Annotated in this window: 21 protein-coding genes; 17 read left to right on the top strand and 4 right to left on the bottom strand. The window is 71.2% G+C overall.

Annotation, left to right across the window (positions count from 1 at the left end; translation table 11 throughout):
* Nucleotides 1-45 precede the first annotated feature (45 nt).
* From I59_RS20175 to I59_RS21065, 3 genes are all read left to right on the top strand, one after another.
* Nucleotides 46-432: a GNAT family N-acetyltransferase gene (locus tag I59_RS20175; protein ID WP_148286267.1), complete on the top strand. Its 387-nt coding sequence runs from the start codon at nucleotides 46-48 to the stop codon at nucleotides 430-432.
* Entirely contained in the window at nucleotides 425-1,474 is a 1,050-nt protein-coding gene (tsaD, locus tag I59_RS15335; RefSeq protein WP_031274022.1) for a tRNA (adenosine(37)-N6)-threonylcarbamoyltransferase complex transferase subunit TsaD, read from the top strand. Before I59_RS20175 ends, tsaD begins: the two co-directional genes overlap by 8 nt.
* Before the next feature lie 78 nt (nucleotides 1,475-1,552).
* Nucleotides 1,553-2,323, top strand: a complete 771-nt coding sequence (locus I59_RS21065; RefSeq protein ID WP_148286266.1) for a DUF4190 domain-containing protein — start codon at nucleotides 1,553-1,555, stop codon at nucleotides 2,321-2,323.
* 70 nt (nucleotides 2,324-2,393) lie between these two features.
* Here I59_RS21065 and I59_RS15325 read toward each other — a convergent pair whose 3' ends face one another.
* Nucleotides 2,394-3,596 (bottom strand): class I SAM-dependent methyltransferase, encoded by a 1,203-nt coding sequence (locus I59_RS15325; protein WP_022904626.1) that lies wholly within the window; start codon nucleotides 3,594-3,596, stop codon nucleotides 2,394-2,396.
* A gap of 160 nt (nucleotides 3,597-3,756) precedes the next feature.
* Here I59_RS15325 and groES point away from each other — a divergent pair, with 160 nt between their 5' ends.
* Nucleotides 3,757-4,053 (top strand): co-chaperone GroES, encoded by a 297-nt coding sequence (groES, locus tag I59_RS15320; protein WP_022904625.1) that lies wholly within the window; start codon nucleotides 3,757-3,759, stop codon nucleotides 4,051-4,053.
* A 186-nt stretch (nucleotides 4,054-4,239) separates the two neighbouring features.
* Nucleotides 4,240-5,202, top strand: a complete 963-nt coding sequence (gene rarD, locus I59_RS15315) for an EamA family transporter RarD (RefSeq protein ID WP_022904624.1) — start codon at nucleotides 4,240-4,242, stop codon at nucleotides 5,200-5,202.
* A 154-nt stretch (nucleotides 5,203-5,356) separates the two neighbouring features.
* Here the strand turns inward: rarD and I59_RS15310 are convergent, their stop codons facing one another.
* Together I59_RS15310 and guaB are read right to left on the bottom strand one after the other, a co-directional pair.
* Complete coding sequence (locus tag I59_RS15310) at nucleotides 5,357-6,688, bottom strand: ABC transporter substrate-binding protein (RefSeq protein ID WP_031274017.1); 1,332 nt, start codon at nucleotides 6,686-6,688, stop codon at nucleotides 5,357-5,359.
* A 236-nt stretch (nucleotides 6,689-6,924) separates the two neighbouring features.
* Complete coding sequence (gene guaB, locus I59_RS15305; protein WP_022904622.1) at nucleotides 6,925-8,427, bottom strand: IMP dehydrogenase; 1,503 nt, start codon at nucleotides 8,425-8,427, stop codon at nucleotides 6,925-6,927.
* A gap of 247 nt (nucleotides 8,428-8,674) precedes the next feature.
* Between guaB and I59_RS15300 the strand changes: the two genes are divergently transcribed.
* The 9 genes from I59_RS15300 to I59_RS15260 all read left to right on the top strand — a co-directional run bounded on the left by I59_RS15300 (nucleotide 8,675) and on the right by I59_RS15260 (nucleotide 18,481).
* Nucleotides 8,675-10,087 (top strand): branched-chain amino acid ABC transporter permease, encoded by a 1,413-nt coding sequence (locus I59_RS15300; RefSeq protein WP_022904621.1) that lies wholly within the window; start codon nucleotides 8,675-8,677, stop codon nucleotides 10,085-10,087.
* Between the two features lie 11 nt (nucleotides 10,088-10,098).
* Nucleotides 10,099-11,085: a branched-chain amino acid ABC transporter permease gene (locus tag I59_RS15295; RefSeq protein WP_022904620.1), complete on the top strand. Its 987-nt coding sequence runs from the start codon at nucleotides 10,099-10,101 to the stop codon at nucleotides 11,083-11,085.
* Entirely contained in the window at nucleotides 11,078-11,983 is a 906-nt protein-coding gene (locus I59_RS15290; RefSeq protein WP_022904619.1) for an ABC transporter ATP-binding protein, read from the top strand. The genes I59_RS15295 and I59_RS15290 overlap by 8 nt, the downstream gene beginning before the upstream one ends.
* Nucleotides 11,980-12,840, top strand: a complete 861-nt coding sequence (locus I59_RS15285) for an ABC transporter ATP-binding protein (RefSeq protein ID WP_022904618.1) — start codon at nucleotides 11,980-11,982, stop codon at nucleotides 12,838-12,840. Before I59_RS15290 ends, I59_RS15285 begins: the two co-directional genes overlap by 4 nt.
* A gap of 151 nt (nucleotides 12,841-12,991) precedes the next feature.
* On the top strand, nucleotides 12,992-13,171 hold the full coding sequence (locus tag I59_RS15280; protein WP_022904617.1) for a hypothetical protein: 180 nt from the start codon (nucleotides 12,992-12,994) through the stop codon (nucleotides 13,169-13,171).
* A gap of 79 nt (nucleotides 13,172-13,250) precedes the next feature.
* Nucleotides 13,251-14,429: an alanine racemase gene (gene alr, locus I59_RS15275; protein WP_022904616.1), complete on the top strand. Its 1,179-nt coding sequence runs from the start codon at nucleotides 13,251-13,253 to the stop codon at nucleotides 14,427-14,429.
* Nucleotides 14,426-15,445, top strand: coding sequence for a D-alanine--D-alanine ligase (locus tag I59_RS15270; RefSeq protein WP_022904615.1), 1,020 nt, complete (start codon nucleotides 14,426-14,428; stop codon nucleotides 15,443-15,445). The genes alr and I59_RS15270 overlap by 4 nt, the downstream gene beginning before the upstream one ends.
* Nucleotides 15,446-15,454: 9 nt before the next feature.
* Nucleotides 15,455-16,576, top strand: coding sequence for a GuaB3 family IMP dehydrogenase-related protein (locus I59_RS15265; RefSeq protein WP_031274010.1), 1,122 nt, complete (start codon nucleotides 15,455-15,457; stop codon nucleotides 16,574-16,576).
* A gap of 33 nt (nucleotides 16,577-16,609) precedes the next feature.
* Complete coding sequence (locus tag I59_RS15260) at nucleotides 16,610-18,481, top strand: glycerol-3-phosphate dehydrogenase/oxidase (RefSeq protein WP_022904613.1); 1,872 nt, start codon at nucleotides 16,610-16,612, stop codon at nucleotides 18,479-18,481.
* 63 nt (nucleotides 18,482-18,544) lie between these two features.
* Here I59_RS15260 and I59_RS15255 read toward each other — a convergent pair whose 3' ends face one another.
* Nucleotides 18,545-19,048, bottom strand: a complete 504-nt coding sequence (locus tag I59_RS15255) for a hypothetical protein (RefSeq protein WP_148286265.1) — start codon at nucleotides 19,046-19,048, stop codon at nucleotides 18,545-18,547.
* A gap of 113 nt (nucleotides 19,049-19,161) precedes the next feature.
* Here I59_RS15255 and I59_RS15250 point away from each other — a divergent pair, with 113 nt between their 5' ends.
* The 3 genes from I59_RS15250 to I59_RS20170 all read left to right on the top strand — a co-directional run.
* Nucleotides 19,162-19,692: a cation:proton antiporter regulatory subunit gene (locus I59_RS15250; RefSeq protein WP_022904611.1), complete on the top strand. Its 531-nt coding sequence runs from the start codon at nucleotides 19,162-19,164 to the stop codon at nucleotides 19,690-19,692.
* Nucleotides 19,693-19,695: 3 nt separating this feature from the next.
* Nucleotides 19,696-21,189, top strand: a complete 1,494-nt coding sequence (locus tag I59_RS15245) for a cation:proton antiporter (RefSeq protein WP_022904610.1) — start codon at nucleotides 19,696-19,698, stop codon at nucleotides 21,187-21,189.
* A 5-nt stretch (nucleotides 21,190-21,194) separates the two neighbouring features.
* Nucleotides 21,195-21,852, top strand: a 658-nt coding sequence (locus tag I59_RS20170; protein WP_022904609.1) for an SURF1 family cytochrome oxidase biogenesis protein, incomplete at its 3' end; no start/stop codon positions are given.

Below are 21,852 nucleotides of genomic sequence, written 5' to 3'. Positions count from 1 at the left end.
GGCGAGCTGTACTCCCCGCACGGGTAACTACGTCGTGGTGAGACCGTGGACGAGGGTGCTGCGCCGACCGTCGTCGGTAACGCCGGGCTCTCGTCCCTGGCCGGCAACCCCGTCGCGGACGTGCAGACGATCGCGGTCGCCGCGGGACACCGCGGGCAGGGCATCGGCCGGGCACTCTTCACCGAGCTCCTCGACGAGGCCCGTCGCCGCGGCGTGCGCGAGGTGTTCCTCGAGGTCCGCGCCGACAACCCGGTCGCGCAGGCGATGTACACCGGCTTCGGCTTCGAGCACATCGCGACGAGGCCGCGCTACTACCAGCCCGACGGCGTGGACGCCTGGGTCATGCGCGCGGAACTGCCCGCAGCGAGTGACGCCCCGGCCGCCGGAACCCGGTCCGTCGGACCCATCGGACAGGAGGCCCTCGATGGCTGAACCACTCGTGCTCGGGATCGAGACGAGCTGCGACGAGACGGGGGTCGGCATCGTCCGGGGGACCACCCTGCTCGCGAACGTCATCGCGTCGAGCATGGAGGAGCACGCGCGCTACGGCGGCGTCGTGCCCGAGGTCGCGGCGCGCGCGCACCTCGAGGCGATGACGCCGACGCTGACCGCGGCCCTCGACCAGGCCGGGGTCACGCTCGACGAGCTCGACGCCGTGGCGGTGACGGCAGGGCCCGGCCTCGCGGGCGCGCTCATGGTCGGCGTCGGAGCGGCGAAGGCCCTCGCGGTGGCGACCGGCAAGCCGCTCTACGGCGTCAACCACCTCGTCGGGCACGTCGGCGCGGACGTCCTCCGCTCGGACGGCTCCGAGATCGAGCTGCCGACCGTCGCGCTCCTGGTGTCCGGCGGCCACACGTCGCTGCTGCTCGTGCGCGACCTCGTCGGCGACGTCGAGCTGCTCGGCGAGACGATCGACGACGCCGCGGGTGAGGCGTTCGACAAGGTCGCACGGCTGCTCGGCCTGCCGTACCCGGGCGGCCCGCAGATCGACAAGGCGGCAGCCGACGGGAACCCGACGGCGATCCGGTTCCCCCGCGGCCTGACGCTGCCGAAGGACATGGCGGCGCACCGCTACGACTTCTCGTTCTCCGGGCTGAAGACCGCCGTCGCCCGCTGGGTGGAGCGGTGCCGCGACGAGGGCCGGGAGGTCCCGGTCGCCGACGTCGCGGCGTCCTTCCGCGAGGCCGTGGTCGACGTCCTCGTGACGAAGGCCCTGAACGCCTGCCGGGACACCGGCGTCGACCGGCTCCTGCTCGGCGGGGGCGTCGTCGCGAACGCCCGGCTCCGAGCGGTGGCGACGGAGCGGTGTGCAGCCGCCGGCGTCGAGCTGCGGATCCCGCCGTTCGACCTCTGCACGGACAACGGCGCCATGATCGCGGCCGTCGGGGCGCGACTCGTCGCCGAGGGGCACGCGCCGAGCGACCTCGGGATCGCCGCCGACTCCACGCTGCCGGTCACGACCGTCCAGGTCTGAGGTCCCGGGCGGACCCTGCTCCCGTGTGGAACGATGGGGTCCGGCGTCCGTCGAGCGGCGCCGGGAGGGGTGGACACGGTGTCCGATCAGAACCAGTGGCCGCGGCCGGGACAGTCCGACGGGCAGGCTGACGACGGCCGACCGGGATCGTCGCAGCCCGACGGCGCCCGTGCGTCCGATCCGACGTCCGCGCCGGGGGCGGCTCCGAGCGCGCCGCAGCCGCCGAGTGCGCCGCAGCCGACCGAGAACCCGTGGGCGCAGCGCTCGGGGACCGACGGGCAGCAGAACCCGTACGCGGCGCCGGGCAACCCGTACGCCGCGCCGAGCAACCCGTACGCTGCGCCGGGCAACCCGTACGCTGCACCGGGCAACCCGTACGCCGCACCGGGCCAGCAGCAGTCCGGCAGCCAGTCGCCGTACGGCGACCAGCAGGGCAGCAGCCAGCAGTACGGCGGCCAGCAGCAGTACGGCCAGTACGCCCCGCCGCAGTACGGCGCCCAGCCGTACTCGGGCCCCTACGCGTCCACGGGGTACCAGCCCTACGCGCAGCGACCCAAGACCAGCACCCTCGCGATCCTGTCGATCGTGTTCGCCTACGCCGGCATCCTCATCTGGCCGATCGTGATCCTGACCAGCCCGGCCGGCGCGATCATGGGGCACATCGCCCTCGGGAAGATCAAGCAGACCGGCGAGGGCGGCCGAGGTCTCGCGCTCGCCGGGATCATCGGAGGCTGGGTCCTCACCGGGTTGTGGATCCTCGGGGTCGGCGCGCTCATCGCCTTCTCCATCGCCACGCGAAGCTCGTACGACTCCTACGACACCTCGGGCACCGGCGCGTTCATCCTCTGACCGCCGCCCTCCCGGACCAGCACGACGACGGCCCTCGCACACGCGGGGGCCGTCGTCGTCCAGCGGGTTCCTAACCGGCCACCGCACCCAGCCGCTCGCAGAGGACCGCGGTGTGACGTCCCTCCAGGCGGGTGAGCACGAGCGTCACGGAACGGCGTCCCCGCAGCCGCAGCCGCTTCCGGAACTGCGCCGGGTCGACGTCGACCCCGCGCTTCTTGATCTCCACCGTGCCGACGTCGTCCGCGGCCAGCCGGGCGGCGAGCTGCTTCACGTCGAGCGGCATCGTGTCGACCACGCGGAACCCCTGCGCGAACGGCGTGGTCACCGCGCGGTCCGACGTCACGTACGCGATGCCGTCGGAGAGCATGCGGCCGTCGACCGCCCGGGCGAGGTCCCCGATCAGCCGGGCGCGGATGACGGCTCCGTCGGGCTCGTAGAGGTACGCACCGAGTCCACCGACCTCGACGTCGGGCGCATCGGCTTCCCCGGTCATCTCCGCCGTGCCGTGCGCTCCGATGACCGTCGCTGCTCGGCGCACCCCGGGACGGGCGAGCGGGCCGAACCAGAGGGCGAGTTCGACGACCTCGCGGTCGACGGACACCCACTGCGCCTCGGCGGTGTCGGGGATGAGGTCGCGGTCGATGCCGGGCCCGAGCTTGACGCCCGTCGGGGTCGTGGTGGCGGCGGCGAACACGGTGTCGAGCGACGGCGACCAGTCGTCCGGGTCGGCGAGCCGTCGGGTGGCGCCGTGGCCGGGGGTCCGGCGCGCGGGGTCCATCCAGACACCGTCCACCCGCGTGAGGTCGAAGTCGGCGGCGTCGCCGAGCTCCACCCGCGCGGCATCCCACGGTGCGAGGTTGTGTGTCGCGACCGCCGCGGTGACCTCGTCGCGGTCCACGGCGGTGACGTCGAGGTCGAGCGCGGCCATCGCCATCGCGTCCCCGCCGATCCCGCAGCCGAGGTCGGCCACGCGGGTGAGTCCGGCCGCGGCGAACCGGCCGGCGTGCTGCGCCGCGACCTGGAGGCGGGTGGCCTGTTCGAGCCCGGCCTCGGTGAAGAGCATGCGGGAGGCGAACGGTCCGAACTTCGCGCCGGCCTTCTGCCGGAGCTTCGCCTGGGTCAGGACGGCCGCGACGAGCCCGGGGTCGTGCCCCTCGGCGCGCAGCCGCGAGACGACCCGGACGATCTCGCCGCCGTCGGACACGCTCGGAGTACGGTCGAGCAGGGCCATCCCCTCGGGGGTGAGCAGCTGGGCGAGTTCGGCGGCGTCCATCCTCCGATCCTCCCAGGTGCAGCACCGGGTCCACCGCGCTGGCACTCGGATTGACCGAGTGCCAGCGGACCCCCTAGAGTTGGCGTTGGCACTCTCCTGTGCGTAGTGCCAACCCGGTTCCCATCTGTACCGAGTCAGTACCGAGAAAGAAGAGGTCACCGTGGCCGTCAGCATCAAGCCGCTCGAGGATCGCATCGTCATCCGCCAGGTCGAGGCGGAGCAGACCACCGCTTCCGGTCTGGTCATCCCGGACACCGCCAAGGAGAAGCCCCAGGAGGGCGAGGTCGTGGCAGTGGGCCCGGGCCGCGTCGACGACAACGGCAACCGCATCCCGCTGGACATCGCCGTCGGCGACAAGGTCATCTACTCCAAGTACGGCGGCACCGAGGTCAAGTACTCGGGCGAGGACCTGCTGGTCCTCTCGGCCCGCGACGTCCTCGCGGTCGTCGTGCGCTGAGTCCAGCCACACTGCGAACGCCCCGTCGGCCACCAGGCCGGCGGGGCGTTCGTGCGTCCGCTGCGCTTCCGGCCCGGGCCCACGTCGCCGGTTCCGACGCGACGCGCCAGCGACGCGGCGGCCGTGCCGATGGGTGGAGGCACGGTGCCGGGCCTCAGCGTCGGCGCGGCTTCCTAGGATGGTTCCGTGACCGAACCGACGCCCGCCCAGTCCGCCCGCAGCGAGGCATCCGTCGGTGTCGTGCAGGCGATCGTCGCGTACGGGCTGTGGGGACTCATGCCGCTGCTCTTCGCAGCGATGTCCCCGGCCGGCGCGGTCGAGATCGTCGCGTGGCGGATCGTCTTCGGGCTGGTGTTCTGCGCGGTCGCGATCGTCGTCACGCGGTCGTGGCTCCGGACCCGCTCCCTGGTCGCCCAGCGCCGTGTGATGCTCGTGATGGGGCTCGCCGCGGTGCTCATCCTCGTGAACTGGACCGTGTACGTCGCCGCGACGACGACCGGCCACACGGTCGAGGCCGCCCTCGGCTACTTCATCAACCCGCTCGTCACGATCGCGCTCGGCGTCGTCGTGCTGCGGGAGCGCCTGCGTCCGGCGCAGTGGGCCGCGGTCGGGATCAGCGTCGTCGCGGTCGTGGTCATCGCGGTCGGGTACGGGCAGATGCCGTGGATCTCACTGGCGCTCGCGTTCTCGTTCGGGCTCTACGGACTCGTGAAGAAGCGGGTCGGGGGCACGGTGGACGCGCTGAGCGGGCTGACGATCGAGACGGTGTGGCTGCTGCCGCTCGCGGTGGCGGCGCTGCTGGTGATGGGTGTGACGGGCCTCGGTGGCGGGGTGACGTTCACGAGCGAGGGCTGGGGGCACGTCGTCGTGACGGTGCTGACCGGCCCGGCGACCGCGGTGCCGCTGCTGCTCTTCGCCTCGTCGGCCCGGCGGGTCAGCCTGTCGACCCTGGGGTTGACGCAGTACCTCGCACCGGTGATGCAGCTCCTCGTCGGGGTGGTCGTGCAGCACGAGCCGATGCCGCCCGAGCGGTGGGCGGGCTTCGCGATCGTGTGGCTGGCGCTCGTCGTGCTCACGGTGGACAGCTTCGCCGCCGCACGGTCCTCGCGCCGGCGTGCCCAGGCCGCCCCGCTGGCGGACCCGGCCTGACCCGACGGGGGCGGGTCGTGCCTCCCGGCCGTGTCCGCGGAGGCGAGTCTCGCGCCCGGCGACAGATCTCGCGCCATCCGCCACGAGACACGACGCTGGCCCCGAGTCTCGGCTGCGTACAGCCGAGACTCGGGGCCAGTCGTGCTGGTCGGACCTACTTCACCGAGCCCTGGATGGCGCTCTGGTAGACCGGCTTGTTGTCCTTGTCGAACTTGTAGATGCCGATGTAGGCGCTCGACGGATCGTTGTTCTCGTCGAACGGACCGATGCCGGACGGACCCGTGTAGTGGATGTCCTTCCCGTCACCGAGGAGCGACGAGCACTCCTTGAAGGTCGAGCACTCGGTGCCGCCGTCGGCGCCGGACACCGCGGCCATGTTGGCCTGGATGGTGCCCGAGTCGGTGCCCTTGCCCTTCACGGCAGCGAGGGCCGCGAGCACGGTGGCGTCGTAGGACTCGGCCGCGTACGAGTAGTCGGCGAGCGTCTTGCCCGAGGACGTCTTGTAGAACTCGGCGAAGCGCTTCTTCAGGTCGTCCTTCGGCGAGGCGCCGGGGATGGTGCCCTGGGCGCCGGTGAGGGTGCCGGCGTCGAAGTCCTTCGAGTAGTCCGCCGTGTTGCCGTCGGACATGTAGATCTTCGACATGTCGGCGTTCTGCGCCTTGAGCTCCGGGATGATCGACTTCGTCTCGTCGAAGGCGAGCACGACGATCGCGTCCGGCTTCGAGTCGAGCGCCGCCGTCACCTCGGACGAGAACGTCGTCTGTCCGGGCGGGAACTCCTGGCCCTTGCCCTTGCCGCCGTAGACGACCTGGCCACCAGAGGCCTCCACCGCGGCCTGGACCGAGTTGCGCAGGCCCGTGCCGTAGGTGTCGTTGAAGACGAGGAACGCGACCTTGGCGTTGCCGTCACCGGTGACCAGCTGGCCGAGCGCCGAGCCCTGCACCGAGTCCGGCGGAGCGGTCCGGAAGTAGTACGAAGAGTAGCCCGAGAGGTCGGTCGCGGTGTTCGCGGGGGAGATCTCCACGATGCAGTTGCTCGTGAGCTGGTCGATCACGTTGAGGGTGACGGACGAGGACTCCGCGCCGATCGCGACCGGCACCTTCGCGTTCACGAGCTTCGTGGCTGCGGCGCTCGACACGGTCATGTCGTTGCTGTCACCCGAGTCGGTGGCGGGGCTGATCGAGACGTCCTTGCCCAGCACGCCCCCGGCGGCGTTGATGTCCTCGACCGCGAGGCCGACGCCGGACTCGGCGGGCGGGTTGAGGTACGCCAGCGAGCCGGTGAGCGGCAGGATCGTGCCGATCTTCAGCGCATCGGTGCTGGGGTTGTCCGGAGCCTTGCAGCTCGCGGCCGGGTCCTTCTTCGCGCCGCCGGAGGCGGACTCCGAAGGGGCGCTGCCGCCCGAGGTGGTGGAACACGCGGCGAGCAGGAGCGCTGCAACTCCCGCCACTGCCAGTGCCGAGGTGGCACGGGTGGTTCTGATCATCCGTGGAGCCCTTTCTCTGCGCGGGGGGCCGGACCGCATCGGGTCGAGCGCGGTGTCCTCCGCGTGGGATGTCGAGAAAGCTAGAGCGGATACGTTTCGCCCGTGTGACGATCATCCACCCCTGGATGTTTCGTTACAGAGCCGTGATGAATCTGAGCAGGCGCACAACTGATCGGCTCCGGACGCGCGAACGCCCCGCTCCTCGACGAGGAACGGGGCGTTCGGCGCTGGTTGCGTCAGCGGCTGTAGTTCGGCGCCTCGACGACCATCTGCACGTCGTGCGGGTGCGACTCCTTCAGCCCGGCCGGGGTGATCCGGACGAACTTGCCGCGGGCCTTGAGTTCCGGGATCGTCCGGCCGCCGACGTAGAACATCGACTGCCGGAGCCCGCCGACGAGCTGGTAGACGGCGTTCGCCACGGAGCCGCGGTAGGGCACCTGGCCCTCGATGCCCTCGGGGATGAGCTTGTCGTCCGAGGGGACGTCGGCCTGGAAGTAGCGGTCCTTCGAGTACGAGGTCTTCTTGCCGCGGGTCTGCAGTGCGCCGAGGGAGCCCATCCCGCGGTACGCCTTGAACTGCTTGCCGTTGACGAAGACGAGGTCGCCGGGGGACTCGTCGGTGCCCGCGAGGAGCGAGCCGAGCATGACCGTGTCGGCACCCGCGACGAGGGCCTTCGCGATGTCGCCCGAGTACTGCAGGCCGCCGTCGGCGATGACCGGGACACCGGCTTCGCGGGCGGCGAGCGATGCCTCGTACACGGCGGTGACCTGGGGCACGCCGACACCGGCGACGACCCGCGTGGTGCAGATCGAGCCCGGGCCCACGCCGACCTTGACGGCGTCGACACCCGCGTCGATGAGCGCCTGCGCGCCGGAACGGGTCGCCACGTTGCCGCCGATCACGTCCACACCGGCGAACGCCGGGTCGGCCTTGATGCGGCGCACCATGTCGAGCACGCCTTCGCTCTCGCCGTTGGCGGTGTCGACGACGAGGACGTCCACGCCCGCCTCGAGCAGGGCGGTCGCGCGCTGCCAGGCGTCGCCGAAGAAGCCGATGGCCGCGCCCACGCGCAGCCGTCCCGCGTCGTCCTTCGTGGCGTCCGGGTACTTCTCGCTCTTGTCGAAGTCCTTGACCGTGATGAGGCCCTTGAGCCGGCCGGACTCGTCGACGAGGGGGAGCTTCTCGATCTTGTGCTCGGCGAAGATCGCGACGGCGTCGTCGGGGTCGATGCCGACCGGGGCCGTGATGAGCGGCGCCTTCGTCATGACGTCGCGCACGAGCGTGGTCTGGTGCTCGAAGGGCGCCACGAAGCGCATGTCGCGGTTCGTGATGATGCCCACGAGCTTGCCGTCGCCCTCGACCACCGGCAGGCCGGAGACGCGGAACTGCCCGCAGATCGCGTCGACCTCGGCCACGGTGGCGTCCGGGGTGGTGGTCACCGGGTTGGTGATCATGCCCGACTCGGACCGCTTGACCTTGTCGACCGCCGCGGCCTGGTCGGCGATGGACATGTTGCGGTGCAGGATGCCGATGCCGCCCTGGCGCGCCATCGCGATCGCCATGCGGGCCTCGGTGACGGTGTCCATCGCCGCGGAGAGCAGCGGGACGTGCACCTGGATGCGCTTGGTGAGCCGGGACGTCGTGGACGCCTCGCTCGGGATGACGTCGGTGTGTCCGGGCAGGAGCATGACGTCGTCGTACGTGAGTCCGATGAATCCGAACGGATCCGGCTGGTCCATGAGTCCCCTTCGTGGGCGGGGTGCCGTGCGGGCGGCACCTGAAGTGGTCGAGACACCGGGAACGCAGCAACGGGTTCCGGATGAGCAATGGTAACGCGCGGGGGTGCACGCGCATTCCGGACCAGGAGTGGCTCCCGTTCCTGAGCAGCATCACGGTTACGGCACGATTTCTCCAGGGAACGCGGTGGAAACACGGGGGACACAAAAACTCCCTAGGGTCCTCGACATCCGAACGAGAGGCTCATCCGTGGGTTCCATCACTCCGCCGGGGCCGGCACTGCTGCGCCGGTTCCGCCGAGGGGCACCAGGCCGCAGCCGCCTGCTCCTCGCCGCAGTACTCTTCCTCGCCTTCCTCGCCACCTTCGCGATCGACTGGGCAGTGTCGCCCGCGGCGCAGGCGGCGACGAGCAGCCCGTCCGCCAGTGCGTCGAGCCCGACCGGGCCGTGCACGGTCAGCACCACGAACGGCTGCATCCGCGGCACGATCCTCGACGCCGAGCGGAAGCCCGCCGTCGGGGTCGACGTCGACGTCACGGGTGCGGGCGGCTTCGACCAGACCGCGACGACCGACGACTCCGGTCGCTGGTCGGTCTCGGTCACGACGGCCGGGCAGTACACCGTGAGCGTCGACCAGGACACGCTGCCGAAGGGGCAGTACCTGACCAACGCGGCCGACGCCGACCGGAAGGTCTCCGCGACGTTGAACGCCAACGTCGGTCAGATCTTCCAGCTCTCGGACCAGCAGGGCGCCACCACGCAGGCGGACACGAGCAGCTTCAGCTTCACCCGCGCCTGGCAGCAGTTCGCCTCGGGGATCCGACTCGGGCTCCTCATCGCGCTGGCGTCGATCGGCCTGTCGCTGATCTACGGCACCACGGGGCTCTCGAGCTTCTCGCACGGTGAGCAGGTGACCCTCGGCGGTCTCCTCGCCTACGTCTTCGCGAACCAGCTCGGGTGGAACATCTGGGTGACGGGCATCGTCGTCACGCTGTTGTGCGCCGCCACGGGCTACCTGCAGGACGCGGCGATCTGGCGGCCGCTCCGCCGGAAGCGCATCAGCCTCACGCAGCTCATGATCGTCACGATCGGCCTCTCGATCGCCGCGCAGTACGCCTTCCAGTACTTCTTCGGCGCCGCCACGGTCCGCATCCAGAAGGGCAACCCGGAGACGCTGTCCTTCGCGGGCATCACGCTGACCGTGCAGTCCTACGTCGCGATGGCGATCGCCCTCGTCGTGCTCGTCGCCACGGGGCTCTTCCTCGCGAAGACCCGCTTCGGCCGGGCCACCCGCGCGGTCTCGGACAACCCGGCGCTCGCCGCGGCGTCCGGCATCGACGTGGACCGGGTGATCCGGTTCGTGTGGACGCTCGCCGCCGGCCTCGCCGGCCTGTCCGGCGTCATGCTCGGCCTCGTGCTCAACGGCGTCAACTGGCAGACCGGCCTCCAGCTGCTCCTGCTCATGTTCGCGTCGGTGACCCTCGGTGGTCTCGGCACCGCGTACGGGGCACTCGCGGGCTCGATGATCATCGGCATCGTCGTGGAGCTCACGAACCTCGTGCTGCCGGGCGACTTCAAGTACGCCACGGCCCTCGTGATCCTCATCCTCATCCTGCTGTTCCGGCCGCAGGGCATCTTCGGTCGCGCCGAGCGGATCGGCTAAGGAGCGTCGCCATGGACTACTTCCTCTCCCTGCTCTCCGCGTTGTCGCAGGAGGCACTCGCCCCGACCACGGCAGCGTTCGCGCTCGCCGCGATCGGCCTCAACGTGCACTTCGGTCTCACCGGCCTCGTCAACATGGGCCAGGCGGCGTTCCTGCTGCTCGGCGAGTACGGCTTCGCGATCTCGATCACGAACGGGCTGCCGTTCGTGGTCGCGGTGCTCGTCGCCCTCGCCATCGCCATCGTGTTCGCGATCATCCTCGGCATCCCGACGCTGCGGCTCCGCGGCGACTACCTGGCGATCGTCACGATCTCCGGCGCGGAGATCATCCGCATGGTCGGACGTTCGAGCCTGCTCACCGACACGACCGGCGGCTCGAACGGCATCGCCGGTTCGACCTACCGTGACCCGTTCAACGCCATCAGCCCGCTGCCGGACGGCACCACGACCATCCTGTGGTTCACGTACTCGAACAACGGCGTCAACGGCTGGTGGATCCGGCTCGCGGCGTGGGGGCTCGTCGCCCTGTTCACGCTCGTGCTCTTCCTGCTCATGCGGAGCCCGTGGGGCCGTGTCGTCAAGGCGATCCGCGAGGACGAGGACGCGGTGCGCTCCCTGGGCAAGAACGTCTACTCGTACAAGATGCAGGCGCTCGTCTTCGGTGGCGCACTCGGTGCCCTGGCCGGCGTGATCTACGTCCTGCCGAGTTCCGTGCAGCCGGACGCCATGGGCCGCTCGATGACGTTCTTCATCTGGACGGCACTCATCCTCGGAGGCGCTGCGACGGTGTTCGGCCCGGTGCTCGGCGCGGTGCTGTTCTTCGTCGTCCGGCTCTTCATCCGCACGGTGGCGGGCGACTTCATCCCCGACTCGATCATGAACCAGCAGCAGGCGGAGCAGTTCTCCTACGTGCTCGTCGGCGTCGCGCTCATGCTCCTCATCGTGTTCCGCCCACAGGGACTCCTCGGCAACAAGAAGGAGCTGACGTTCAGTGTCTGAGACCTACGCGCACCCGAAGGACGACGCCATCCTCACGGTGGACACCGTCACGCGGCGCTTCGGCGGCATGACCGCGGTCGACGTCGACCACCTCGAGGTCCAGCGCGGCTCGATCACCGCGCTGATCGGCCCGAACGGCGCCGGCAAGACCACCTTCTTCAACCTGCTCACGGGGTTCGACAAGCCGAGCCCCGGTGCCACGACCCGGTTCAACGGGGACACGCTGCAGAAGACGAGCGCGACGCACATCGCGAACAAGGGCATGGTCCGCACGTTCCAGCTCACCAAGGCGCTGTCCCGGCTCACGGTGATGCAGAACATGCTGCTCGGCGCCCGCGACCAGCCGGGGGAGAACTTCTTCGTCGGTCTGGTCCCGGCGCTCTGGCGGAAGCGCGAGCGCGAGATCACCGCGAAGGCGGAGGAGCTGCTCGCCCGCTTCAAGCTCCTCGAGAAGCAGGACGACTACGCCGGCTCGCTCTCGGGCGGGCAACGCAAGCTCCTCGAGATGGCCCGGGCGCTCATGTCCGACCCGACGATGATCATGCTCGACGAGCCGATGGCCGGCGTGAACCCGGCGCTGACCCAGTCGCTGCTCGGGCACATCCAGTCCCTCCGCGACGACGGCATGACGGTCCTCTTCGTCGAGCACGACATGCACATGGTCCGGCACATCTCGGACTGGGTGGTCGTGATGGCCGAGGGCAAGGTCGTGGCCGAGGGCCCGGCGGACACCGTGATGGACGACCAGGCCGTCATCGACGCGTACCTCGGCGCCCACCACGACACCGACCTCGGTGACGACTCGCTCCTGACCGAGGAGACCTACGAGGAGCTCGCCGAAGAGGTCGAGCAGGAAGACGAACAGCGCGAGGAAGACGAGCAGGAGGCGACCCGATGACCGACGCAAGCGAGCCCACGAGCGCGAGCAGCGCCTCCAGTCCGGCGACCGACGCGACGGGCGCGACGGGCGCGACCGACACGACGGGCGCGACGTCCGCGACCGCGACGATCGACCGCGGCGAGCCGGTCCTCAGCGCCAAGAACCTCGTCGCCGGGTACCTGCCCGGGGTGAACATCCTCAACGGCTGTGACCTCGACTGCTACCCGGGCGAACTCATCGGCATCATCGGTCCGAACGGCGCGGGGAAGTCGACGCTCCTCAAGGCCCTGTTCGGCCTGGTCTCCATCCGCGAGGGTGCGGTGACCCTGCAGGGCGAGGACATCACGAACCTCAAGGCGAACAAGCTCGTGCAGGCCGGGGTGGGGTTCGTCCCGCAGACGAACAACGTCTTCCCCTCCCTGTCCATCGAGGAGAACCTCCAGATGGGGCTGTACCTCCGGCCCCGCAAGTTCGCGGAGCGCCTCGAGGTCATCTACGACCTCTTCCCGGTGCTCGCGCAGCGACGCAACCAGCGGGCCGGCTCGCTCTCCGGCGGCGAGCGGCAGTCGGTCGCGATGGCCCGTGCGCTGATGATGGACCCGAAGGTGCTGCTGCTCGACGAGCCGAGCGCCGGCCTGTCGCCGGTGCGCCAGGACGAGACCTTCATCCGGACGCGCCGGATCAACAAGGCCGGTGTGTCGATCATCATGGTCGAGCAGAACGCGCGACGCTGTCTGCAGATCTGCGATCGTGGGTACGTGCTCGACCAGGGGAGGAACGCGTACTCGGGCACCGGGCGTGAGCTCGCCGACGACCCGAAGGTCATCGAGCTGTACCTGGGGACGCTCGCCAAGGACGTCGACTCGGCGCGCTAGCGCTGGTCGACCGCGGGTCCCGCTGTGGGGGTGGGATCCGCTCCGGGTGGGGCCGTGCGTGGACGCTCCGCGCCGCACGGCCCCATTCCCTCGCCCCGTTCCCCGGCCTGGAGGCGCGGGTCGTCCCCGCCGTTCGGCTACCGTTGCCGGGGTGCGGACCCCCGGACCCCTCGTGCTCGACGCCGTCGTGTGGCTGCTCTTCGTCGTGCTCTTCGTGGGGGCCGCGCTGCTCGTGAAGGCGGCCGCCGTGCTGCTCGTCGTCCTGGTCGTGCTCGTCGTGCTCCTCGGCCTCACGCTGCGGATCCTGAGGAAGCGTCGTCCTCGAGGCTGAGCGTGCTTCATCCTCCAGGGGGACGGTGCTCAGCCTCGGCCCCGATCCGCGCGGGATGCGGTGACGCCACGCTGAGGGCGTGACCACGCTCATCAACGACCCGCGCGTCGGCGCGGTGCCCGTGCCGCCGACGTCTGCGGTCGGGCCGCTCCGCACCGTGCACCCCGCCGCGATCGCCGCGAACGTCCGCCGGGTCACCGTCCGAGGACACGACCTGATCGCCGTCGTGAAGGCCGACGGCTACGGGCACGGCGCGGCCACGGTGGCGACGACCGCGCTCGCCGCGGGGGCCACCGCGCTCGGCACGGCCACACTGCCCGAGGCGCTCGCCCTCCGCGCCGCGGGCATCGACGCCCGCGTGCTCTGCTGGCTGCACCTCCCCGGCGCCGACTTCACGACCGCCGCCCGCGAGCGGGTCGAGGTCGCGGTCGGTGACCGGGCCACCCTCGTCGCCGTCGCCGAGGCCGGACGCCGCTCGGGGACCGCCGTGGTCGTGCACCTGCACGTCGACACCGGCATGGCGCGCGAGGGCGCCGAACCCCACCGCTGGCAGGCGCTCCTCGACGCCGCCGTCGCCGCCGAACGCGCCGGGTACGTCGTCGTCCGCGCGGTGATGGGCCACGTGCCGAACGCCGACCGCGCCTCGGCCTCGCGCGCCGCCACCCTGCTGCGGCTCGCCGGGCTCGCGGCCGACCTGACCCTCGGGCACCCGGTCGAGCTGCACCTCGGCGGGACGCCGGCCGCGTTCGCCGGGGCCGACCTCACCGGCATCGCCGTCCGCGTCGGCGCCGCCCTCGTCGGCATCGGCCCCGGGCACGCCGGACTCGTGCCCGCGATGACGGTCACCGCTCCGGTCGTCGCGGTGCGGTCCGTCCGTGCGGGCACCCCGGTCGGCTACGACGGCACCTGGACCGCGCCGCGGGACGCCGTGCTCGCCGTGCTGCCGGTCGGCTACGCGGACGGGGTGCCGCGCGCCGCGTCCGGGTCCGCACGGGTGGGCCTCCGCGGGCAGCTCGTGCCGGTGGTCGGGCGGATCAACATGGACCAGGTCGTGCTCGACGTGACCGGGGTGCCCGGGTCGCCCGTGGTGCCCGGCGAGGTCGCCACGCTGATCGGACCCGCGGGCGTGCCCGCCGCCGGGCCGAGCGCCGCGGACTGGGCGACCTGGGCCGACACGAACGCCCACGAGATCATCACCGGACTCGGCGGCCGCATCGAGCGAGCCGTCGACACCACCACCAGCAGGAGCAGCGCATGAGCACCACCGCACCCGTCCGCGTCGTCGTCATCGGCGGCGGCGCCAACAGCGAGCACGAGGTCGGCCTCGCGAGCGCCGCCTCGGTCGCGGCCGCCCTCGACCCGACGCGGTACGAGGTCGCGCGTCTGACGATCGAACGCGACGGCGGGTGGCGATCGGCCGACCTGCCGTGCTCCTTCCCCGAGGCCGCCGCCGTGCTCGCCGCCGCCGACGTGGTGTTCCCCGCGGTGCACGGTCCGGGCGGTGAGGACGGCTCGCTCGCCGCACTCGCCGCGCTCGCCGGGGTGCCCGTCGTCTGTTCCCCGGTCGGTGCCGGGGCGCTCGCCATGGACAAGTGGGCGACGAAGCTCGTCGCCCAGGCGTCGGGGGTCGCCGTCGCCCCGAGCACCCTGCTCACCCGCGCCGACGCGGCCCCCGTCGACGCCGAAGTCCTGCGGTCCGCCGTCGGCCCGATGCCCTGGATCGTCAAGCCGGTGGCCGGCGGTTCGAGCTACGGGGTGAGCCGGGTCGACGCTCCCGGGCAGCTGGACGCAGCACTCGCCGAGGCGTTCGCGCACGACGACCGCGTGCTCGTCGAGCGTCTCGTGACCGGACGCGAGGTCGACGTCGCCGTGCTCGAACGGGTCACCGGCGAACTCGTCGTGGGCCCGCCGCTCGAGGTCCTCAACGACGCCGCCGGGTTCTTCGACGCCGACACGAAGTACGACGGCAGCGCGCGGTTCGTGCTGCCGGCCCCGCTCGAGCCCGCGGTCGCGGAGCGCATCGACACCGTGGCCCGCACCCTGTTCGCACGCCTCGGGTGCGCCGGCCTCGCCCGCGTCGACTGCTTCGTCACACCGGAGGGCGAGGTCGTCCTCAACGAGGTGAACACGATGCCCGGACTGACCGCGCAGTCGCAGCTCCCGAAGATGTTCGCGGCGGTCGGCATCGACTACCCCGAGCTGCTGTCCGGACTCGTCGAGACCGCCCGGCGACCGTCCACCCGGTCGGGGACCCGTGTGGGGGCCGCCCGCTAGGCTGTGCCCGTGAGTGAAGTCGAGATCGGTGCAGGCAAGCGCGGACGACGGGCGTACGCGTTCGACGACATCGCGGTGGTCCCCTCGCGACGCACGCGTGACCCGCGCGACGTCTCCGTCCAGTGGACGATCGACGCGTTCACGTTCGAGTCGCCGATCCTCTCCGCGCCGATGGACTCCGTCGCCTCGCCGGCCACGGTCATCCAGATGGGCAAGCTCGGCATCCTCGGTGTCCTCGACCTCGAGGGCCTCTGGACCCGCTACGAGGACCCGGCGCCGTACTACGACGAGATCAAGAGCCTCACCGACGGCAACGTCACGAAGCGCATGCAGGAGATCTACTCCGAGCCGATCAAGGCCGAGCTGATCACCGCGCGCCTCGCCGAGATCCGCGCCGCCGGGGTGCCGGTCGCCGGCTCGCTCAGCCCGCAGCGCACGCAGGAGTTCTCGCAGACCGTCGTCGACGCCGGCGTCGACCTGTTCGTCATCCGCGGCACGACCGTCTCGGCGGAGCACGTCTCGCAGGACGAAGAGCCGCTGAACCTCAAGAAGTTCATCTACGAGCTCGACGTCCCCGTGATCGTCGGCGGCGCCTCGACGTACACGGCGGCCCTGCACCTCATGCGCACCGGTGCCGCGGGGGTCCTCGTCGGCTTCGGCGGCGGCGCAGCGTCGACCACCCGCGCCGCGCTCGGGATCCACGCGCCGATGGCCACCGCCGTGGCGGACGTCGCCGGAGCCCGTCGTGACTACATGGACGAGTCCGGCGGCCGGTACGTGCACGTCATCGCCGACGGCGGGCTCGACACCGCGGGCGACGTCGTCAAGGCGATCGCGATGGGTGCCGACGCGGTCATGCTCGGCACGGCCCTGGCCCGCGCGACCGAGGCCCCCGGCGGCGGCTTCCACTGGGGTGCCGAGGCCCACCACCCGGAGCTGCCCCGCGGCCGCCGGGTCGAGGTCGGCACGATCGCCCCGCTCGAGAACGTCCTGCACGGCCCGACCCCGACGTGGGACGGCCGCGCGAACATCGTCGGCGCCCTGCGTCGGTCGATGGCGACCACCGGATACTCCGACGTCAAGGAGTTCCAGCGAGTAGAAGTGGTCGTGGCGCCGTACCACCAGCACTGACGCTCCGGCGCCGCCCGTGAACCGGAGGCGACCATGGCGAAGGCAACGACCACCAGCAGCACGACGGCCCGCTCGGCCGGTGGGGTCGGGTTCGACCCGACCGTGAAGCTCGGTCCGGACGAACGCGCGGCGGCGATCACCGCGCTCAAGGAGCACGAGGTGGACGTCCTCGTGGTCGGCGGCGGCATCGTCGGCGCCGGCAGCGCGCTCGACGCCGCCACACGTGGCCTGAGCGTCGGCATCGTCGAGGCCCGCGACTGGGGTTCGGGCACGTCGAGCCGGTCCTCGAAGCTCGTGCACGGCGGCATCCGCTACCTCGAGCAGCTCAACTTCGCGCTCGTGCGTGAGGCCCTGATCGAGCGCGGTCTGCTCCTGCAGCGGATCGCCCCGCACCTGGTGAAGCCCGTCCGCTTCCTCTACCCGCTCAACCACCGGGTGTGGGAGCGCTTCTACATCGGCATCGGCATGGCGATGTACGACGTGTTCAGCTGGTCCGGCGGCCGACCCCCGGGCGTCCCGCACCACCGGCACCTCAGCCGCAAGCAGGTCCTGAAGAACATGCCCGGCCTGAAGAAGGACGCCTTCGTCGGCGGCATGACCTACTACGACGCGCAGGTCGACGACGCGCGCTACGTCGCCTCGCTCGTCCGCACGGCAGCGTCGTACGGTGCGCACGCCGCGAGCCGGGTCCGCATCGAGGGCTTCATCAAGGTGGGGGAGCGGGTCGTCGGCGCCCACGCGCACGACATCCAGACCGGTGAGCGCTTCGACGTCCGGGCCAAGCAGGTCGTCAACGCGACGGGCGTGTGGACCGACGACACCCAGGCCATGGTCGGCACCCGCGGGCAGTTCAAGGTGCGGGCGTCGAAGGGCGTGCACCTCGTCATCCCGCGTGACCGCTTCCAGTCGAACACCGGCATGATCCTCCGCACCGAGAAGAGCGTCCTCTTCGTCATCCCGTGGGGCCGGCACTGGCTCGTCGGCACCACCGACACCGACTGGAACCTCGACAAGGCGCACCCCGCGGCGACCGCGGCGGACATCGACTACATCCTCGAGCACGTCAACAAGGTGCTCGCGGTCCCGCTCACCCGCGAGGACGTCGAGGGCGTCTACGCCGGCCTCCGCCCGCTCCTCGCCGGCGAGTCCGACCAGACCTCGCAGCTCAGCCGCGAGCACGTCGTCGCGCACACCGCGCCAGGACTCGTCGTCGTGGCCGGCGGCAAGTGGACGACGTACCGCGTGATGGGCAAGGACGCCATCGACGAGGCCGTCGCGGCGATGGACGGCAAGATCCCGGAGTCGACCACCGAGGACATCCCGCTCCTCGGCGCCGAGGGTTACCCGGCCGCGTGGAACCGGCGCGGGCGCACGGCACGGTCGGTCGGGGTGCACAAGGTCCGCATCGAGCACCTGCTCAACCGCTACGGCACGCTGGCGACCGAGGTCCTGCAGCTCGTCGAGCAGGACCCGTCCCTCGCCGAACCGCTCCCGCAGGCCGACGACTACATCGGTGCCGAGGTCGTCTACGCGGCCTCGCACGAGGGCGCCCTGCACCTCGAGGACGTCCTCGCCCGGCGCACCCGCATCTCGATCGAGGCCTGGGACCGCGGGGAGTCCGCGGCGCCGGTCGCCGCGAAGCTCATGGCCGACGTCCTCGGGTGGGACCAGGAGACCACCGAGAACGAGGTCTCGAACTACCTCACGCGCGTCGCGGCCGAGCGCGCGTCGCAGCTCCAGCCCGACGACGAGTCGGCGGACCGCGTCCGCCTCGAGGCGCCGGACATCGCGTTCGGCTTCGACGAGGACGACGTGGTCGTCGGCGGCGGCCGGTCGAGCGGTGCGGACGGTGCGAAGGCGTCCGACGAGCAGGTGGTCGGGGAGAAGACGAGCGAACCCCGGTAGGCGACGGACGTCGCCGAGCCGCACCGTGCCTCCAGACCGGCCTGGAGGCACGGTGCGCGCCCGTCAGACCGCGGACGTCCGGTGGGCGGTGCGTCGGACGTGCACGGCCTGGCCGACGACGAGCACGAACGGCATCGCGACGAGGGCGGCGCCGCTGGCGCCGACGAGGACCGTGAACCAGGCGGTGTGGTACCCGCCGTCGACCATGAACGCGTCGGCGACGTCCATGCCGAGCGCGGTCCCGCTCATCCAGGCGGGCGCGATCCCCGCGGCGAGCACGCCGAGGTGCGCCGCGACCATCGCGAACAGCGGTGCCCGCTGCTCCGAGAGGACCCACTGGAGGCCCGCGGCGAGCAGCACGCCCACGACGCCGACCCCGACGACCACCGCCACGTCGACACCGGTGTGGAAGCCCTGCCGCTCGAGCTCGGCGTAGATCGAGCCCAGCGACCGTCCCGGCACCGCCGCGAGCGGGTCGAGCACCAGCTGGACCACGACGAGCAGCGCGGCGTACAGCGCCACCACCGCCACGCCGACGACGGCCACGACACCCCGAGATCGCTGCATCCCCCGACGCTAGCCCGGGCCCCGAGCCCGACGCGTCCACCGACCGGATGACCCGGAATGCCCGGCGACCGGCGGTGGTTATCATCGTGGTACTCGGAAAGGGAGGCCATCTCATGGTCGACGTCCATCGCGTCAAGCTCCCCGGAGTCGGCGTGCTGCACAGCTTCTACACCGACGACGGTGGCAAGTGCGGTGTCATCACGCACCGGTCGGGACACTCCGACCTCATCTCCTTCGCGGACGTCTCCGACGGCGCGGACAAGTCGGAGAAGGTGTCGCTGCGCCTCAGCGAGGACGAAGCGCACACCCTCGCGGAGCTCCTCGGCGGCACCCGGATCACCGAGGGCCTCGACAAGCTCGACGAGATCCCGGGCCTCAGCATCGACTGGTTCTCCGTCGACTACGACGACGCCATCGCCGGCAAGCCCCTCGGCGACCTCCACGACTCGGGCTTCATCGGCCTGACCGTCGTCGCGGTGGTCCGTGGCGACAGCGCCAACCCGGCTCCCTCCCCGGACTTCGTCGTGTTCCCGGGCGACACCATCGTCGTCGCCGGCGCGCCCGAGAAGGTCGCGAAGGCGTTCTCGTTCTACCGCAGCGGAGAGCTTGCGGCCGCCTCGGCCGAGGCCCCGCGCCGGAGCTAGCGCGTGCACCTGGGCGGTGAGCTGCTCACCATCGGTGTGCTGTTCGTCATCGCCTACGTCCTCGGACGCCTGGGCAAGACCATCGGCCTGCCGGCGATCCCCATCTACATGCTCGTGGGGCTCATCGCGAGCCCGCACACCCCGTGGATCGGGCTGAACGTCGAGTCCGACACGATCGAGCTGATCGCGACGTTCGGGCTGGTCCTCCTCCTGTTCAACCTCGGGCTCGAGTTCGACCAGGAGGAGTTCTACGGCAACGCCGGCAAGCTGCTCGTCTCCGGCGGCACCTACGTCGCGATCAACATGGGGATCGGGTTCGCGTTCGGGTTCTCGCTCGGCTGGGGCACGCGCGAGGCCCTGATCATCGCGGGCATGACGGCGACCTCGTCGAGCGCGATCGTCACGAAGCTGCTCATCGAGCTCCGACGGCTGGCGAACGACGAGACGCCGATGATCCTCGGCGTGACGGTGATCGAGGACGTCTTCATCGCGATCTACCTGGCGATCGTCTCCGTCGTGCTCTCCGGCGACACGAACGTCTGGGGTGTGATCGGCAAGCTCGGGCTCGCGTTCGGGTTCCTCGTCGTGATGTTCACCCTCGCCCGCTTCGCCGGGAAGTGGGTGTCGAAGATCTTCGCCACCCGCGACGACGAGCTCTTCACGGTGCTGTTCTTCGGCCTCGCGGTGATGTTCGGCGGCATCGGCGAGATCCTCGGCGTCACCGACGCCATCGGCGCGTTCGTGATCGGGTTGCTCTGCGGCGCCACGCGCTACCGCGACCGCATCGAGCAGCTCGCGCTGCCGATGCGCGACGTCTTCGCCGCGTTCTTCTTCGTGAACTTCGGACTCGGGCTCGACCTGTCGACCTTCGGCGAGGTGCTCTGGCCGGTCCTCGGTGCGATCGGCATGACCGTCGTCCTGAACGCCGTCGCCGGTCAGATCGTCGCCCGGATGAACGGCTTCAGCGTCCAGCAGGGGATCAACACCGCGGTCATCCTGGTGAACCGCGGCGAGTTCGCGCTGATCCTCGCCACGCTCTCGGCCGCCGCCGGCCTGGAGACGCGGATCACCGCGTTCGCGGGCCTCTACGTCCTCGTCATGGCCGTCCTCGGGCCGCTGCTCGCGGTGAACTCGGACCGGATCGGCCGCCTCGTGGTGCGTCCGGCGCGGGTTGCGCGGCTGCGCCAGCGTCTCCGCGCGCGCCTCGGTAGCCGCGGTGGTCGCGGCGTCGCCGCCGGAGCGACCGGGCCGGCGCTCGACGAGGCGATCCACACCGCCGCGGTCGCCGGCGTCGCCGACGAGGACGCCTCCAGGGCCGCCCGTCGCGCCGAACGCGACCGCCAGTTCGCGGAGGAGTTCGCCCTCGTGGAGGCGGCTGGGAGGGAAGAGCGCGAGAATGGTGCACCGGAGCCCCGCGAGGAACCCGTGACCTCGTCGGTGGAGATCCCCGCCGAGCGTCCCGAACGCCCGGTGCGACAGCGCGATCCGGAGTACTGATACAGATGTGGGCCGTTGCCCGACGACCGAGGTGGATCGCGCTGCTGCTGCTGGCGCTCGTGCTCGCGGCGGTGTTCGCGTTCCTGGGCAAGTGGCAGCTCGAGCGGAGCATCCAGAACGGCAAGCCGCTCCCGGCCACCACGGAGACGCAGGAGACCCTCGACGACGCGCTCACTCCGATGCGGCCCGTCACCGAGTCCCTCGCCGGGCAGAAGGTCACCGTCACCGGCACCTTCGTCGCGGGTGACACCACCGTCCTGACCGGGCGGAGCGGGGGCGGGACGTACCAGACCGTCGGGCACCTCGTCGTCTCGGGGACCGGAGCGAGCCTCCCGGTCGTCATCGGGTGGTCCGATCAGCGCTCGGCCGCCGTCGCCGGTGGCGACCGTCTGGCCGACGGCGAGACCGTCACGGTCGAGGGCCGGCTCTACCCGGAGGAGTCGCCCGACCAGGACACGTACGACAAGGGCGAGTACTCGGCCGTGGCGCCGGCACGGTTCGTCAACACCTGGAAGCAGTTCGACGACCGCATGTACCTCGGGTACGTCGTCGCCGACGGCTCCACCGCGAAGGCAGCCGACCTCGGCACCATCGCCGACCGGGCCCCGACGCGTGAGGTCCAGTTCGACTGGCTCAACCTCTTCTACGCGATCGAGTGGGCCG

The organism is Curtobacterium sp. B8, from assembly GCF_000333315.1.
Classification (GTDB): domain Bacteria; phylum Actinomycetota; class Actinomycetes; order Actinomycetales; family Microbacteriaceae; genus Curtobacterium; species Curtobacterium luteum.
This window is presented reverse-complemented; position numbering and strand designations above follow the sequence as displayed.